Source organism: Phycisphaerales bacterium (genome assembly GCA_040217175.1).
Classification (GTDB): Bacteria; Planctomycetota; Phycisphaerae; order Phycisphaerales; family UBA1924; genus JAHCJI01.
In genome coordinates, this window is record JAVJNT010000001.1 from 1,397,992 (window position 1) to 1,414,695 (window position 16,704).

General features: G+C 68.3%; 10 protein-coding genes. 7 read left to right on the forward strand and 3 right to left on the reverse strand.

Annotated features, from left to right (window positions below):
• The first annotated feature begins 73 nt into the window (after positions 1–73).
• The gene (locus RIA68_06040) at positions 74–847 is read left to right on the forward strand and encodes an SPOR domain-containing protein (GenBank protein ID MEQ8316999.1); all 774 of its coding nucleotides are present in this window, start codon (positions 74–76) and stop codon (positions 845–847) included.
• Positions 848–930: 83 nt separating this feature from the next.
• Here the strand turns inward: RIA68_06040 and RIA68_06045 are convergent, their stop codons facing one another.
• Positions 931–3,993, reverse strand: a complete 3,063-nt coding sequence (locus RIA68_06045) for a GC-type dockerin domain-anchored protein (GenBank protein ID MEQ8317000.1) — start codon at positions 3,991–3,993, stop codon at positions 931–933.
• 166 nt (positions 3,994–4,159) lie between these two features.
• Positions 4,160–5,644 carry a pyridoxal-dependent decarboxylase gene (locus RIA68_06050; GenBank protein ID MEQ8317001.1) on the reverse strand — a complete coding sequence of 495 codons (1,485 nt, stop codon included), beginning with the start codon at positions 5,642–5,644 and terminating at the stop codon, positions 4,160–4,162.
• 125 nt (positions 5,645–5,769) lie between these two features.
• Between RIA68_06050 and RIA68_06055 the strand changes: the two genes are divergently transcribed.
• The 4 genes from RIA68_06055 to RIA68_06070 all read left to right on the forward strand — a co-directional run bounded on the left by RIA68_06055 (position 5,770) and on the right by RIA68_06070 (position 11,817).
• Entirely contained in the window at positions 5,770–7,545 is a 1,776-nt protein-coding gene (locus RIA68_06055) for an AbgT family transporter (protein MEQ8317002.1), read from the forward strand.
• Positions 7,546–7,554: 9 nt separating this feature from the next.
• Positions 7,555–8,457 (forward strand): arginase family protein, encoded by a 903-nt coding sequence (locus RIA68_06060; protein MEQ8317003.1) that lies wholly within the window; start codon positions 7,555–7,557, stop codon positions 8,455–8,457.
• Positions 8,454–9,656, forward strand: a complete 1,203-nt coding sequence (gene hutI / locus RIA68_06065) for an imidazolonepropionase (protein ID MEQ8317004.1) — start codon at positions 8,454–8,456, stop codon at positions 9,654–9,656. The genes RIA68_06060 and hutI overlap by 4 nt, the downstream gene beginning before the upstream one ends.
• A 190-nt stretch (positions 9,657–9,846) precedes the next feature.
• Positions 9,847–11,817: an IPT/TIG domain-containing protein gene (locus RIA68_06070; GenBank protein MEQ8317005.1), complete on the forward strand. Its 1,971-nt coding sequence runs from the start codon at positions 9,847–9,849 to the stop codon at positions 11,815–11,817.
• A gap of 65 nt (positions 11,818–11,882) precedes the next feature.
• On the opposite strand, the gene RIA68_06075 is transcribed toward RIA68_06070, so the two are convergent.
• Complete coding sequence (locus tag RIA68_06075) at positions 11,883–13,715, reverse strand: ABC-F family ATP-binding cassette domain-containing protein (protein ID MEQ8317006.1); 1,833 nt, start codon at positions 13,713–13,715, stop codon at positions 11,883–11,885.
• An 80-nt stretch (positions 13,716–13,795) separates the two neighbouring features.
• Here RIA68_06075 and RIA68_06080 point away from each other — a divergent pair, with 80 nt between their 5' ends.
• Both RIA68_06080 and RIA68_06085 read left to right on the forward strand, forming a co-directional pair.
• Entirely contained in the window at positions 13,796–15,034 is a 1,239-nt protein-coding gene (locus RIA68_06080; protein MEQ8317007.1) for a hypothetical protein, read from the forward strand.
• Positions 15,035–15,065: 31 nt separating this feature from the next.
• A complete protein-coding gene (locus RIA68_06085; GenBank protein ID MEQ8317008.1) occupies positions 15,066–16,640 on the forward strand; it encodes a glycosyltransferase in 1,575 nt (524 codons plus the stop codon).
• The last annotated feature ends 64 nt before the right edge of the window (positions 16,641–16,704 follow it).

Below are 16,704 nucleotides of genomic sequence, written 5' to 3' on the forward strand. Positions count from 1 at the left end.
GGCTCGGCCCCCGTTTCGCGACCGCGCCCCCGGGCCTCCTGCCCGGAGCGATCGAGCCGCGAAGGATCAGGGCATGGTAGACCAACCACTAACTAAGCCGACGGCCAGCCGGGCGGCATGCACGCTGGTCCTGATGCTCGCGGCCCTGACGCTAACGGCGTGTGCCAGCGGCGGCGGCCAGTCCTCCTACCGCGAGTACTACGAGGCCGGTCAGTACCGCGCCGCGCTGGCGCGTGCCCAGGCGACCGAGGGCCGGCCTGGCGGCAACTCCGACGCCGCCCTCGTCGCAGGCCTGAGTGCCGAGGCCCTGCGCGACGATGCGACCGCCCGGGCGTGGCTCCAGCCCATCGCCCGGGGCTCGGGAGACCGGGCCGCCCGGGCCCAGGCCGGGCTGGCGCTCATCGAGCTGCGCACGGGAGACCCACTCCGGGCCGCACGCCAGCTCGAGGCCGCCAGCGCCCAACTCACCGGGACCGATTCGCGCGAGGCCGCGCGCGTCGCGGCCCAGGCCTACGAGCAGGCCGGCCGGCAGAGCGATGCCGACCGCATGCGCCGCCGGTCGGCCGGCACCTTCGAGCCGGCAACGCCCGGCGACGCCACCTTCGTCGCCGGCGGCTTCACGCTGCAGCTTGGCGCCTACAGCACGCGCAGCCGAGCGACGCAACGGCTGACCGAAGTGCGCTCGGCCGCGCGCACCAGCGGCCTGGGCGAACCCCGCATCGAAATGGCCGCCCGCGACGGCCGCGTGCTCTACCTCGTGCACGTCGGTCGATTCCGCACGGCGGGCGATGCGGAGCGCGCCCGCCGTACGCTCGGCGTCTCGTCGATCGTCGCCAGCGCCATCTAGCAACGCGAGCAAACAAAGAGCGGGGCCCGTGCATCGCACGCGCCCCGCCGGGAACGAACCTCACGCTGCCGTCTTCCCGGAGACTACGGGCAGCTGGTGGTGAAGATCTGGAACGCATCCAGGCCCGCTTCGGTCACCGAGTCGTTGGGGTTGTCGGTGGCCAGGAATCGGAATCGCATCTGGCTCGTCACGGGCACGAAATCGCTGATGGTCCAGGTCTTCTTGACCCAGCCCGCCGCGTCGCCCGTGCTCTCGATGGTCACCCAGTCGAGCCCGCCGTTGTTGGAGACCTCGACGTCCATGGTGTCGATGTCCAGGTCGTCGTTGGTGAACCAGCGTGCGTAGCTGAGCTGCGCGTCCGGCGTGGCGCTCAGGTCATAGACCGGCGAGATCAGGATCGTCGGGCCGCCGTCCACGTCGCTGTTGCCCGCGACGTTGTCGGTCACCCAGCACTGGCCCGAACCGTCAAAGTCGGCAAACGGATCGCCGCGACCACCGGCGGCGGGTACGCCGCGGTCCCACTGACCATCGGTCAGATCGATGTTCTCGACCGTCCAGCCCACCGCCGTCTCGAAGTCGAGATCGACGACGAACGTCTGGTTGGCCACCTGGTAGCTGAACAGGTCACTCGGCGCCGTCGGCGGGAAGACCACCTCCCCGCTCACCGTGCCCTCGGCCACCAGGAAGAACTCGGGCGTGTCGCCGCAGGCCGCGGCCGGCACCGTGCCCTCGTACAAATCGCCGCCCAGGCTCACCAGCGGCACGTCGATGAACGATCCGCCGTCGAAGCGGTACCGCAGGACCTCCGAGCCGCCGACCAGTGCCTCGCCGTCCTTGGCCTTGATCTCGACCTCGAACGTGACCGCTTCGCCCGGCGCCACGATGTCGGGGAGCAGGGTCTCCACGTCGAAGTCGACGCCCAGCGGCGCGCGGTTGTTGTTGACGTAGATGTCGTCGAGGCCCAGGCGGCCAACCGACGACCCGAAGCTCGGGCCGAAGTCGAAGCGAACGGCCTCGATGTTCGAAAGATCCAGCCCGCTGCCATTGACGAGGAAGTCTTGCAGGCGGATGCGGGTCGTTTCGTACTCGTTCTGCCAGCCGGCGCCCGAGCCCGAACCGGTGCGCTGGTAGGGCTCCTCGACGCCGCCGCCGTAGACGCCGGTCTGGATCGAACTCGTGGTGCCGCTGCCGTCGCGCAGGCTCACGGTGAAGGTCAGGTCGCCGAGCTGGGCGGCCGTCTGCGGGTGCCGCGTGCCCTGGGCCGCACGGAAGCTGAAGAAGAAGTCGTCGGTGAAGTCCTGCTCGCTGGGGATGACGGCGAACTCGATGTAGCTGTCGCTCGTCCAGTCGAACACCAGGCCGCGCGAGTCGTCGCCGCCGGTCGAGCGGGTCATGCCGTTGCTGGGCTGCGTGCCCGTCCAGCTGTACGAGCCGTCCGAGTCGGCCTGCAGGACCTCCTGGGCGTTGCTGACGGTCAGCGTCACCGAGCCGCCCGAGCTGCTCTGGTCGATGGCCCCGTTGGTCTGGAAGTCGTCGATGTAGAAGTCGTCGCCGTCCAGCGTCTCGCGATACTCACGCACCACGGTCGTCGTCTGGCTGACGCTCAGGCTCTCGAGGCTTTCCGCCTGGCGCCAGAGGTACTCGGTGGCCATGCGGCCGCCAATGCTCTCCTCGGCGTGCAGCTTGGCGAGCACCAGGTACACGGCCATCTGAACGCGCTGGGCCTCTTCGCGGCCGATCTCGGTGCCCGGAGGTCCGCGGAAGTCGTTGAAGCCACAGCAGTTGAAGTCGTTGTGGTCAGCGCCGTGGATGTACGTGCTGTAGCGGTTGCCCTCGGCCCGATCGTGGATGGCAAACGAGCTGACGCCCGCCGAGGGCGCGCCCGAGATGTCGCCGTCGGCCGAGCCCCACAGCAGGTGGAAGTTCACCAGCCCCGGCTCGGTGCTGCCCGATCCCAGCGAGTTGTTGGGCGCGATGCTCGACACCAGCACGATGTCGTCCGAGTCGTAGTTCTGCGTGATCACCAGGCCATCGCGCACGCGCGTGAACGCGCGAGCCACGCCCTCGCCGCCGCGGCTGTGGCCGATCCACATGATGCGGCTGGTGTCGATCTGGCCCTGCAAGACGCCGCCGCCGATGGTGTCCAGCGAGCCCAGCAGCGCGTCCGTGTGCAGGTACGTCGTCGTGCTGGCCGTCTCGATGCCCGGCACGGTGTCGTTCTGGTTGGCCATCACCACGAATCCGTGGCTCGCCAGGTTTTGCTGGAGGAAGTCGTACCAGCGGTAGTCGTGTCCGTTGCCGTGGCTGATGACCACCAGCGGCAGCGGCGGCAGGTCGGCGATGTTCTCCGGATACACCGTCAGCTGGCGGTTGCGGCTTGCGACGATGCCCGGCCAGCTCACCGCATAGTCGAGCCCCGGCGCGGTAGCGTACGGGCCGAGCTGCGTCAGGTTCTTGAAGATCGCAAAGCCGCCCAGGTCGCCGCGGCCATCGATCAGGTCGCCGTCGCTCAGCGTGCCGTCGCCGTCGAGGTCGATCACCAGGTCGTAGATGCCTGCGATGTCGTCGCCCGCCGGCCCGGCCAGCGTCGCCGAATCATCGAGCGCGAACGTGTTGTCCTGGATCGTCCCCGACACGAAGTCGACCGACTGCGCGCTCCCCCGCACGTCGGTCAGGCTCGGGTCGGCGTCCCACTCGGCCTCGCTCTTGTTGGCCACGACGTAGACGTCGGCCGTCTGGCCCGCCACGGTGGGGAACAGGCCCGGGTCGACCGCGATGTTCACCGTCGTGCCCGTGTTGTACGCGTCGACGTGGCTCGAGAACGGATACCCGCCCACGATGGTCGCGGCAAGCTCGGTCTCGATGACGCCGCCCACCGGGCAGCCCGCGTCGAACTGGTTTTGGAACTCGAGGAAGTCGAAGATCGTCAGCGAGCCATCGCCGTCGAAGTCGGCTGCGAGGTCACCCGCGGCGAACAGGTTCTGGAACGCCAGGAAGTCGAAGATCGTCAGTTCGCCATCGCCGTCGATGTCGGGCGGGCACTCGGGCGTCGCCGTCGCGACGCCGGCCGCCAGGCCGAGCGCCATGCCGGCGGCAAGGAACAACTTCCACGGGCGCGCCATCGGCGCGGTCTTCGTGCTGGGCATCAGCTCATCTCCTCTGCTCTCGTCGAGATCGGTGTTGCACGCGAAAGCGGCCGCGGGATTCCCTCGCGTCCGCAACCCAGCATACAGCAACATCGCCCGCCGCGCAACACGCCACGCCGGCAATTCGCGTGGTTATCACACGATCAGTCTGTGGTTCGCGTTGATATCAGGGTGCTGGCCGGGTCTCGGCATCCGCCAGCGGACGCAGATCGAGGTCGTGCCCCACCGCCTCGATCTCGTCGAGCATCAACGCCAGTTCGGCCTCGGTCGCCCGATCGTTAGCAGAAACGTGCCTGAACGCCCGCACGCCGAACACCGGCGCGTAGTTCGTCAGCACGCGTCCCCGCAGCCGGACGCGTTCGCGTAGCACGTGCGTGCTCGCATCGATGGCCCGCAGCCGCCGATCGGCCGGCAACCCGTCGAGCGAAGGCGCGTGGTACACGAAGCAGGTGTTGCACCCGCCGCCGACCTCATCCGGATCGCTCAGTAATTCGAACCGCTCTCGCTCTCGCACGAGGTCGCGCATCATCGAGGCAAGCTCGAACTTGCGATCGACGATCTGGGCCATGCCCGCATCACCCCGCGCCTTCCACGCAAGCCATACCTTGAGCGCATCGACCCGCCGGCCGCACTGGATGCTCATCTCGCCCGTGTCCAGGTCCGGCGCGTCGTTGTCGGCGTGGTACAGGTACTCGGCGTGCACCGCGTTGCACTGGTGCAAGAGCCCCGGCTCACGCACGATGATGACCGACGCGCTCAGCGGCACGTTCAGCATCTTGTGTACGCACCAGGTCAGCGAGTCGGCCCGCTCGGCACCCGCCATGAGCTCCCGCCGCTGCTCGCTCAGCAGCGCGCTGGCACCGTACGCGCCGTCGACGTGCAGCCACAGCCCTTCGCGCTCCGTCACGTCGGCGATCACATCGATCGGATCGTACGCACCGAGCACCGTCGAGCCCGCCGTCGCCACCACCAGCATGGGCTGGCGTCCCTCGGCTCGGACCCGCCGCACGGCGTGCTCGAGCGCATCGACGCGCATCCTGCCGTAGCGGTCCTGCGGCACCTGTACGACGCCGTCGGTCCCCAGCCCCAGGATGACCGCCGCCCGCTCGACCGAGTAGTGCGCCTCGGCCGACGTGAAGACGACCGGCTTCGAGCCGCCCAATCCGTGGCTCTTGACGCCGGGCAGCGCCCGCTGGCGGGCCATCAGCATCGCCATGAGGTTCGAGAGGCTGCCGCCGGGCGTGAACAGGCCCTCGCACCCGGTCCAGCCGATGGCCTTGCCCATGCGCGCGATCACCTCGCGCTCGACCAGCGTCATCGCCGGCGCGACCTCGTAGGTGTACATCGAGGCGTTCATGACGGCCGTCAGCCACTCACCCACGATCGCGACGGGGTCGAACCCGCTGAAGAGCTGGTTCGAGAAATTGGCGCTGCCCGTGCGGACCGAGAGCTCCATGAGGTCGCGGGCCTGTTCCATGAGCTCGTCGACGGGCACCGGCGGCCCGTCGAGCGCCAGCGGCACCCTCTGGTGGATGGCGCTCGGCGGCGGGTTCAGCGTCACCGGTGTCTGCGGGTCGTCGCTGCGACGCAGGTATTCGGCGGCCAGGTCGGCGGCGGCATGCAGGATCTCGGCCACGCGGTCGGACCGCATATCGGAATGCTCTTTGACGGGCCGGCTCTCGCTGGGCATGCACTGCTCCGGGGGTCTCGGTGGGATCACAATCTCGGCAGGTCGTAGTTTATTCGCCTCCGAATCGCCCGGCGTACCCTGCGGGCATGCCCGAACCAGCACCCTCCAATGGCGGACGATCCAGGTCGGTGCTCGGCGCGCCCGGCCGCGCCTTCGCGACGTTCCTGCGCATCGTCGAGTGGCTGGGCAACTGCCTGCCCCACCCCGTCACGCTCTTCGCCCTGCTCGCGCTCATCGTCGCGCTGGTCAGCGGCGTCGCCGCCTGGGCCAACTGGCAGGTCGTCTTCGAACGTCCGCTGCCCGGCGGCGGGTTCGAGGCCGAGACCATCGTCGCCACCAACATCATGAGCGGCGACGGCTTCCGCTGGCTCATCCAGAACCTGGTCACGAACTTCACCAGCTTCGCCCCCCTTGGCACCGTGCTGGTCGCCCTGCTGGGCGTCGCCGTCGCCGAGCGGAGCGGCTTGCTTAGCGCCGTCATCCGCGCCATGGTCCTCGGCGCGCCGCCGAAGCTCGTCACCCTCGTCGTCGTGTTCGCCGGCGTGCAGAGCAACATCGCCAGCGAGATGGGCTACGTCGTCCTCATCCCATTGGCCATGGTCGTCTTCCACTCGCTGGGGCGCCATCCGTACGCCGGCCTGGCCGCGGCCTTCGCGGGCGTCAGCGGCGGGTACAGCGCCAACCTGCTGCTCGGCACGATCGACCCCTTGCTCGCCGGCATCACGCAGGAAGCCGCCCAGATCGTCAGCCCGGGCTACGAGGTCCATGCTGCGGTCAACTGGTACTTCATGCAGGTCAGCGTGGGGATGGTCACGATCCTCGGCTGGGCCGTCACCACCTTCATCGTCGAGCCCCGACTTGGCAAGTACGACCCCGCCAACGCCGACGAATCGGTCGAGAAGGACCCGTCGCTCAGCAGGCTGACCCCCCAGGAGTGGCGCGGCCTCAAGCATGCCGCCGTCGCGGCCTTCGTCACCATCCTCGCCTTCGCCTACGTCGCCGGGCCGCTGCTGACCAACAAGGTCGAGGTACCACCAGCCGTCACCATCACCCAGTACTTGGACGCAACGCCAGAGCAGCAGGCCGAATTCGTCGAACAGGCCACGGGACCCGTCGACAAGCGGGCCCTCCGCATTCCGACGAGCTCGGGCATCAACAAGCTCGACGTGCTCCCGGGCTACGGCATCCTGCGTAACCAGGACACGGGCGGGCTCATGCCCAGCCCCTTCCTCCGCGGCGTCGTCGCCATGATCTTCGTCTTCTTCATCATCCCGGGCTTCGTCTACGGCCGGGCCGTCGGCAGCATGAAGAACGACCGGGACGTCATCGACGCGATGGCCCACGGCATGAGCACGCTGGGGCTCTACATCGTGCTGGTCTTCTTTGCCGCCCAGTTCGTGGCGATGTTCAACTACTCCGGACTGGGCCGCATGCTCGCGGTGGTCGGGGCGGACGGCATCCGCGCCCTGGGCATCGACTCGCCCATCGTCTTCATCCCCTTCATCCTCATGTGCTGCTTCATCAACCTGATGCTGGGCAGCGCCAGCGCCCAGTGGGCGGCGACGGCCCCCATCTTTGTGCCCATGCTCATGGGCGTGGGATACTCGCCCGAGGTCATCCAGGCGGCCTACCGCATCGGCGACAGCACGACCAACATCATCACGCCCATGATGAGCTACTTCGGCCTCATCCTCGCCGTCGCCGCGCGGTACGACAAGAAGCTGGGCATCGGCACGATGATCGCCACGATGCTTCCCTACTCCATCGCATTCCTCATCGGCTGGATGATCCTCTTCTACGTCTGGGTGTTCGCGCTCGGCCTTCCCGTTGGTCCGGGCGCCCCGACGCACTTCACGCCCTGAGATCAGCCAATGGAAGTGCCGTACGCCACGCCGCCGCAGACGCCGATCGAGCCACACGCCGCGCGCTTCTCCAGCACGGTCAAGCCGATCAGCGAGTACCAGCCAGACCCCAACGGCCGCCGGGCCGTCGTAATCCTCGGCATGCCCGACGACACGGGCGTGAAGCTCAACAACGGCAGGCCCGGGGCAAAAGAGGGACCGGGCGCGATCCGGCGTGCGCTATCGCGGATCGGCGTCGATCGCCCGGCGACCTTCGAGTGGCCCACCGTCTACGACGCCGGCGACGTGTTGCCCGCGGGCGATAACCTCGACGAGACGCACCGACGGGTGAGCGAAGCATCGGCAGCGTTGGCGAGGGCGGGGCTACTCCCTATCGGCCTCGGAGGCGGACACGACCTCACTTTCGCCTTCGTTCGCGGCGTCATCGATGGACTGCCAGAGGAACAGCGACCGCGTGTTGGCACGTACCTCGACCCACACCTCGACGTCCGCGAGACCACCGGTTCAGGCATGCCGTTCCGGAGGCTCGTCGAAGACTGTGGCGTGCGATCGCTCCGCCTCGCGGGTTTCGACCCGATCGCCAACACCGCCGCACACCTCGACTGGTTCCGGGCGCACGGGGGAGAACTCATCGAGGTGGACGCCGCGCCACCCCCGACACCCTTCTTTGCCAGTCTCGACATGGACGTTCTCGACGCCGCACACGCCCCGGGCGTCAGCGCGTTGAACCCCTGCGGCCTCACGCCGCGCGAGGCCGTTGGGTGGGCGAGGCGTGCGGCCGCCTCGTCCAAGATCCGATGCTTCGACGTCATGGAACTCAGCCCCCCGAACGATGATCGCGACCGCACGACCCGGCTTGCGGCGTACATCGTGCTGGCAGTGATCGAGCAGTTGGAAGGCCAAAGACTGTGACGACCATCGCCAACGCCCGGATCCTCACCCTCGACCCATCCCTCGGCGAGGGCCCACTCGGCCTCATCGCCCGCGGCTGGGTCCGCTTCTCAAACGGCCGCATCGAAGCAGTCCACGCCGGCGATTGCCCGGACCAACCCGATCTGGACGCCAACGGCCGCGTCCTCATGCCCGCCTTCACCGACTGCCACACCCACGCCTGCTGGGCCGGCAATCGCGTCGACGAGTGGGCCGCGCGGCTCGCCGGGGCCTCGTACCTCGAACTGCTCGAGGCCGGCGGCGGCATCATGAGCACCGTTCGCGCCGTGCGCGCGGCGAGCCAACAAGCACTCACCGACCTGCTCCTCGAACGCCTGCACACCATGCTCGACCACGGCACCACCGCCGTCGAGGTCAAATCCGGCTACGGCCTGGACACCGAGCACGAGCTCAAGATGCTCCGCGCCATCGCCGACGCGAACGACCGCTTCCCCGGCACCATCATCGCGACCGCCTGCATCGGCCACGCCCTCGACCCCGACGTGGAGCGCACCCGCTTCGTCCGCACGACGATCGATAAGACACTCCCGGCCGTCACCGCCGAGTTCCCCGGCATCGCCATCGACGCCTACGCCGAGCCCGCCGCCTGGCATCTCGAAGAGTGCCTCGAGCTGTTCGACGCGGCGATGGAGCGAGGCCACCCCTGCCGCGTCCACGCCGACCAGTTCACGTCGATGGGCATGGTCGAGGCCGCCCTCGACCGCGACTTCCTCAGCGTCGATCACCTCGAAGCAAGCTCGCCAAAGCTGCTCGAGCGCGTCGCTAAGAGCAATACCCACGCCGTCGTCTTGCCTTGCAGCGGCTTCCATGTCGATCGCCGCTACGCCGACGCCCGCACGCTCCTGGAGCACGGCGGCAGCCTCTGCCTCGCCACCAACCTCAATCCCGGCAGCGCGCCGTGTCCGAGCATGCCAATGGCCATTGCCCTGGCCTGCCGCTTCAACGGCTCCCCGCCAATCACGCCCGAGCAGGCCATCCTGGCAGCAACCCGCACGCCAGCGAAGATGCTGGGACTGAACGATCACGGAACGCTCGCGCCCGGCTCGAGCGCGGACGCCATCCTTCTTCATCACACGAACGAGCGTGAACTCGCCCACTCGTTCGGGATAAACCCGGTCGACCGGGTGTGGGTAGGCGGCGTCCAAGCCACGGCTCTCTGAACCGACTGCACGACCGCCAGGTCTGCACGGATGTCGGCCGAGCGACGCGATTTCCGACGGCGCGTGAGTACGCCGGCTCGTTCACGCTGATGGTTCCCAGTCGGCGCGCGACCGCGAAAGCGGCCGCCGGCAACGGAGCCGAGGCCGCGCGACTTTCCGGCGAAGCGCCATCCAGAGAGGAAGGTGCACCATGCGACAGCGCCCGATCGACGCCAGCTACCTCCGCCGCATTCCCATCATCGCAGCCATGGCAATGGCTGGAGCACCCCTGGTGCTCGCGGATACCAAGGTAACCGGCGACGTCCCCAAGACGAACAAGCAGTGCCTGACTTTCACCGTCGAACGTGATAGCGAACTCGACACGCCGGTGCGAGACCTGCACTTCGCCAAGGGCGCGCTTCCAGAAAACTTCGAGAACCTCGAGGTCGAGGTCAAGTCCGAGGACGGCGAGGTCCTCGATGGCTGGGTCGTCGACGTGCGCAACGGCAAGGTCAACGTCTACTCGCCCGACGGCGAGATCCCCGCCGGCAAGACCACCATCAAGCTCACCATCGACAACAGCACCGAGGGCGACGACTACGAGTGGGGCACGAAGACCAGCCAGAAGACCGAGCTCTACACCACCGAGGACGGCGACCACCTGACGGCCAACGACCACACCAACGAGACGCTCACCACCCACGGCAAGGAAGGCCACCTTGCCGCCACCATCTCGGCCGACCCACCAACTCGCACGGGCGACACGCTGCTCTCGCCGGCCACCGACCCGGCGTTCATCGAACCCTTCGCCAGCGTGTCGTGCGCCTACACCGGCAGCGAGCCCTTTACGACCGCCCCAACGAGCTGGTGGCGCAGCCTCCCGCTGGCAGACCTGGGCGTCGCCGGCGAGTTCGTCACGACCGAGGTCATCATCCCCGTCGAGGCCGCAGCTCATCCCGATGGCACCCAGGCCATCACCGTTCGGCTCTATCTCGACCTCGACGGCGGGGCGCCGGGCATCGACGACCTCGACCTGCTCGCAGCTGCCGGCCTGTCCGCCGACGACATGGAATTGTCGACCATCAGCCTGCCCATCAGCGCGCGCCTGCCCGCCGACGCCACGCTGGTGATGGAGGTCCAGTCCGACGACGGCTCGAGCCCGGCCGACCCCGGCACCGCTCTGGGCGGGCGTTTCTTCATCGGCGGCAACACGCTCGACCAGCCCACGCCCAGCTACTTCTCCTCGGGCCCTTGTGGCATCGAAGAGCCCGTCGACATCCGCGACCTGGGCTTTGGCCTAAGCCTGGGCGTCCAGGTGCTCGGCTACGAGCAGCCCGGCTGCTACCCAGACCTCGACGGCGACGGATCGCTCACGCTCTTCGACTTCCTGGCCTTCCAGAACCTCTTCGACACCGGCGACCTGCGCGCCGATTGCGACGGTTCGGGCGAACTCAACCTGTTCGACTTCCTCTGCTTCCAGAACACCTTCGACGCCGGCTGCCCGGGCTCGGCCATCGCCATCGATGCCGTTGAGCCCGACGAGGCCAGGCCGGGTGAAGAGCTGACCATCTTCGGCTCGGGCTTCGGCGACGCGGCCGACGAGATCCGCGTAATGCTCGGCGCTGACGACGCCGGCCGCGGCGGTGTCGAGGCCGAGGTACTTGACGTCTCGCCAACCGAGCTGCGCGTCCGCCTGCCCGAGACCGAGGGCGTCGGCAGCGGCGATTCCGTCGTGATCTCCATCGGCGAGGTGATCGATCCGGCGCCCTTCGTCAGCGACGTATTCGACGACATGAGCCTGGCGGCCTTCCAGGTCAACACCGACGCCATGCGGCTGGACGCCCTCTCGATCTTCTCCGACGTCGATCTGTCGACCGAGACGGTCAAGACCGGCGTGCCGCACTGCTGGAAGGTCAGTGGCAACGCCCAACGCGGCGACACCCAGAAGGTCGTCGTCGTCATGACCAATCCCGACGGCTCGAAGACCACGCACACCCGCAAGGCAACATACAAGGGCGACACGAGCGAATCGGATACCAGCAGCGACCTGGCCGACTGGCTCAACGGCCTGCCCGGCGTCACTGCCAGCTACGACTCGGTCAAGAACAAGATCACCGTCACGGCCACCAACGTCACGACGATCACCGTCACCACGACCGGCGGCAACCACACCATCGAGTAGCCCCGCTGCACACGAGCAATCCGCACGGCCGCCCGCGCGATCCATTGCGCTGGCGGCCTGTTCTTTCACCCACCCCGCATGGCATCGAGCTCGGCCCACCGCGCGTACAGCGCCTGCACGCGCTGCTGGCCGGCGCCGAGTTCTTCGTACGCCTTCGCCGCCCGAGCATGGTCGCCCGCCAGAGCCGGGTCGTCCGCCTTGGCCTGCAGTTCCTCCAGCTCGGCCTCGGCCTCGAGGATCGCTTCCTCCATCCCGTCGTACTCGCGCTGGAGCTTGTACGACAGCTTGCCGGGTTTGGGCGCGCTGGGCTTCTTTGGCTGGGCCGCCGCGGGCTTGGGCGTGTCTGGTGGCAGCGTCGACTGCTCGGCCTTGAGCACCGCCGCCTGCCACTGCTCCATCGACGCGAACCACTTCGCACCGCCCTCGCCGTCCAGCGCAACGTACTCGGTCGCGATGCGCTCCAGCAGGAAGCGGTCGTGGCTCACCAGCACGATCGCGCCCGGGAACTCCATCAACGCCCGCTCGAGCACCTCCAGCGAAGGGATGTCCAGGTCGTTCGTGGGCTCGTCCAGCAACAGCACGTCCGCCGGCATGAGCATCAGGTTCGCGATCAGCACCCGCGCCTGCTCGCCGCCCGACAGGTCTTTGATCCTCATCGGCAATTGCTCGGGCTCGAACAGTAACCGCTTGGCCCACCCCGTGATGTGCACCCTCGAGCCCTGGTAATGCACGAAGTCGCCCACCGGCCGCAGAGCCTCTCGCAGGCTCTGGTCCTGGCCGAGCGCTTCGCGGTGCTGGCTGAACGTGACGACCTTCAACTCGTCCGCACGCTTGATCGTGCCCGAGTCGGGCTCCATATCGCCCGACATGAGCCGCATCAGCGTCGTCTTACCCGAGCCGTTGACGCCCATCAGGCCGACGCGCTGGCCCGGGGTCAGCGTCAAATCCAGCCCCTCGAACAGCCGCTTCTCGCCGAGCATCTTCGAGACGCCGTGCAAGGCCAGGAGCTTGTTGGTCTTCCGCTCGGTCGCGTCGAAGGCGATCTGCGTCGTCTTGGTCGGTGCGGCGTTGCGCTCGGCCGTGTCCTTGAGCTCTCTTCGTCGCTCGGCCGCAGCCGTCACCTGGCTCTTGTTCCGCGTGCCCCGGCCCTTGACGCCCTGCAGCAGCCAGGCCGTATCGCGCCGTACCTTGCCCGCGATGGCCGACTGCGCCGCCGCCTGGGCCTCAAGAAACGCGTCCTTCCGCCGGACGAAGGTGCTGTAGTTGCCCTCGGCCTCGAACGCCCCGCCCGGATACGCGGCCGACAACTCGATGATGCGCGTGGCCGTGTTCTCGAGGAAGCGCCGATCGTGCGTCACGAACACCATCGCGATGGACGAGGCCCGTACGAATCCTTCGAGCCATAGCACGCCCTCGAGGTCGAGGTGGTTCGTCGGCTCGTCGAGCAACAACAACTCGGGCTCGCCGGCGAGTACGCGCGCGATCGACAGCCGCTTCCGCCATCCACCCGAGAGCGTCGCGACCGGCTGCTGCAAGTCCTCGAATCCCAGCTTCGTGAGCGCGATCGAGGCGCGCGTTGTCAGGTCGGTGATGGCATCGGTCTCATGGCCGTCATCGCTCGCCAGCCCACCGCGCACGACCGACAACGGCGTCGCGCCCTCCGCGAATCGGTCGTCCTGGTCGACGTAGGCCGCCCGCAAGCCCCGCCGCCGCACCACCTCGCCGGCGTCGGGCTCCACGCTCCCGGCCAGGATCTTCATGAGCGTCGACTTGCCCCCACCGTTGGGCCCGATGAGCCCGATCCGCTCGCCGTCCTCCACGTGCACCGACACGCCCTCGAAGAGCGTCTTTGACGGGTACGTCTTGGTCAGGTTGCGTGCGGAGAGCAGCGTGGGCATCGTGGTTGTTCCGATGGGATCCCAACGATACACGCCCCGACACACGAGAACCGCGCGAGCAGTCGTTCGTACAGAGAAGCATGGCACGCACGGCTCTCACCTTCGCACTCGCCCTCGCCACGGCCGCCGCACTCTTCCTGATTGGCGGCTCGACGAGCAACGGCTGCCTCTGGGACCGCGACACGCTCCGTGCCGAGGCCGCCGGTGCGCCGGGCATGGTCGAGACGATCGTCGGCCGCTTCGACCGCTTCCCACCGCTCTACTACGAGATGCGCCTCGAACGGGCCGCCGCGGACGTGGCCGCCGATCCCACAGACCTCGCCGCCTACGACGACGCAGGCGTCGCATGCGATCGCCTCGGCCGGTACGACGAGGCCATTGCGTGGATGGCAAGGAAGCGCGCCGCGCTCGACGTTGCGCCAGAATCCGGCACCAAGACCGACCACGAGTACCGCTACCTCGCCAACCTGGGCACCTTCCACGTCCACCGCTGGCTCGCCACCGGCGCCGACCGATCAAACATGGCCGACGTCGAGCGCGCCCGCGACCTGATCGATCAGGCCATCACCCTCAACCCCGACGCCCACTTCGGCCGCGAGCGATATCAGCTCATGGCCATCGACTGGATCCTCGAACCGCCGTCCCGCTACGAATTCGATACCTCGCACGTCTCGATCCTCGAAATCGATCCGGACTTGAACGCCTACGAAGGTCGGTTCCCCTTGCACCGGCTTACGGACAAGGGCTACGACGACGCTGCCGAGGGCTTTGCCGGCCTCGTCTCGCTGGGTAACGGCTGGAACAGCTTCGATATCTTCTTCACGCTCGGCGGCGCGCTGCAGGGCCTGGGCGAAAGCTCGCTCGGCGCCTTGGCCTGGCTCCGAGCCGAAGAGATCGCTCGGGACGGCGGCCGCAGCCTGCATCCCGACGCACAAGCCGAATCGTTCGAAGCCCTGGATGCCGCCCACACCAACCTCTCCAACACCGACCCCGTCGAGGCGTTCTATGAGGAAGCCCGCGCCGAGGCCGACGCCTGGCACGCCGCCCGCACCGCCTACATCACGACTCGCCTCAAGCAAGGCCAGCACCCCGACACCCACCCGGCCTTCTTCGCCGCGTGGGTCGAGCCCAGCACCATGCCCGCGATGCCCGACGGCCTGTTCGGCCTGGGCGGCTTCGACGAAGCCACCGTCCGGGTCGGCCTCGTCGTCGGCGGCCTCGTGCTGCTCATGATGGCCTGCACCCTCACGCTGCTCATCCGCCTCGTCCGCCGCCAGACCGTACGGCGCGATGCACGCGGCCCCGCCCCCGCCGCCTGAGCATTCCACGAACGCGCACCTACCCTCGCCCGTGCGCATCTGCATGCTCAACTGGCCGCTGGTCTTCCACGGCGCCCGCAAGGGCGGCATCGCCGGCTACATGCAGGCCCTCGCCCTCGAACTGACCACCCGCGGGCACGACGTCACCACCATCGCAAGCGGCACCACCTACACGCCCGCGAAACGCAGCAAGCCCGGCAAGCCCGGCCCCTGCACCGCCAAGCGACACCCCGACTGGTTCGGCATCGGCGTCTACGAGATCGTCAACAGCCCCGTCCTCGCGCCGAGCCTGCTGCAATTCAACGAGCCGATGGCCGAGGTCGCCTCGCCCGAGCTCGAGCGCGCGTTCGAGCAAGTCTTGAAGCACGCCAAGCCGGACGTCATCCACGTCCAGTCCCTCGAGGGCTTCAGCCTGGGCTGCCTCGACGTCGCCCGTCGCCACGGCTGCCGCGTCGTCTACAGCCTGCACAACTACCACGCCCTCTGCCCGCAGGTCTACCTGATGCAGGGCCACCGCACGATCTGCACCAACTACGAGGGTGGACGCGCCTGCGAGGGCTGCGTGCCCGCACCCGACCCCGAGAAGGAGCGCGCTCGCAGGGCCGAGGCCCATCCCGACGAACCGCCCCCCTTCGACGCCAACCCCGCGCCCGCACCAAAGGTCTCGCTCCCCGTGCTGCCCGCCGATCTCGACGATCGACCCCGGGCGATCGACCCCGCCGACGACCCACGCGGCACGAGCGCCCTGCTCCGCTCGTGGCACGAGCCCCGCCGCTGGTGCATCCCCGAAGACGCCACGTGGCAACCCTTCGACAACGTCCCGCGCGCCGAGCCAACGGTCGCAGGCGAGACCACCGACTACGCAACTCGACGCGCCGCATTCATCGACCAGCTCAACCGATGCGACGCCGTCCACGCCGTCTCCAGCTTCGTCGCCGGCAAGTTCATTGCACACGGCGTCGAGCCCGCACGCGTCGAGACCATCACCATCGGCACCATCGCCAACCACCTGCGCGAACACAACGCCGAGCTCGCCTTCGACCCGCCGCCGCGCCCAACCTTTGATTCGCGACCGCTGCGTCTCGTCTTCGTCGGCGTCAACCACTGGTATAAGGGCCTGTCGATGCTCGCCGACGCGCTCGAGATGACCACGCCCGACGTGCTCCGCCACGTCGCGCTCTCGGTCTTTGCCGCGGGCGGAAAGTCCATCGAGTACCGCTTCCGCCGCCTCGAGCCCCGCCTCGCGTCCCTGCGATTCGGCTATGAGTACGGCCCGCAAGACCTGCCCTGGATGTGCGGCGGCCAGGACGTCGGCGTCGTCCCCAGCGTGTGGTGGGACAACGGCCCCCAGACCGTCATGGAGATGCAGGCCAGCGGGCTGCCCATCATCGGCGCCCAGGCCGGCGGCATCCCGGATTTCGTCCGCCACGAGGTGAACGGCCTGCTGTTCACCGGCAACGACCGCTTCGCCCTGGCCGCCGCCATCGCCCGCTGCGTGCAAGACCCAACCCTCGTCGCCCGCCTGCGATCGAACGTCCGCCCCCCCAAGACGATGGCCGCCCACGCGTTGGAAATGGAGCCGGTTTACGCGAGAGGCGTATCGTGACCGCAACGGCCCGACCCGAACCACGGCCGACTCCAACCCCCACCGCCTTCCAGACCCACCACCA

Coding starts and splice junctions, on each gene's coding strand:
- RIA68_06040 (MEQ8316999.1), top strand. CDS start 74: ATGGTAGACCAACCACTAACTAAGCCGACGGCCAGCCGGGCGGCATGC.
- RIA68_06045 (MEQ8317000.1), bottom strand. CDS start 3,993: ATGCCCAGCACGAAGACCGCGCCGATGGCGCGCCCGTGGAAGTTGTTC.
- RIA68_06050 (MEQ8317001.1), bottom strand. CDS start 5,644: ATGCGGTCCGACCGCGTGGCCGAGATCCTGCATGCCGCCGCCGACCTG.
- RIA68_06055 (MEQ8317002.1), top strand. CDS start 5,770: ATGCCCGAACCAGCACCCTCCAATGGCGGACGATCCAGGTCGGTGCTC.
- RIA68_06060 (MEQ8317003.1), top strand. CDS start 7,555: ATGGAAGTGCCGTACGCCACGCCGCCGCAGACGCCGATCGAGCCACAC.
- RIA68_06070 (MEQ8317005.1), top strand. CDS start 9,847: ATGCGACAGCGCCCGATCGACGCCAGCTACCTCCGCCGCATTCCCATC.
- RIA68_06075 (MEQ8317006.1), bottom strand. CDS start 13,715: ATGCCCACGCTGCTCTCCGCACGCAACCTGACCAAGACGTACCCGTCA.
- RIA68_06080 (MEQ8317007.1), top strand. CDS start 13,796: ATGGCACGCACGGCTCTCACCTTCGCACTCGCCCTCGCCACGGCCGCC.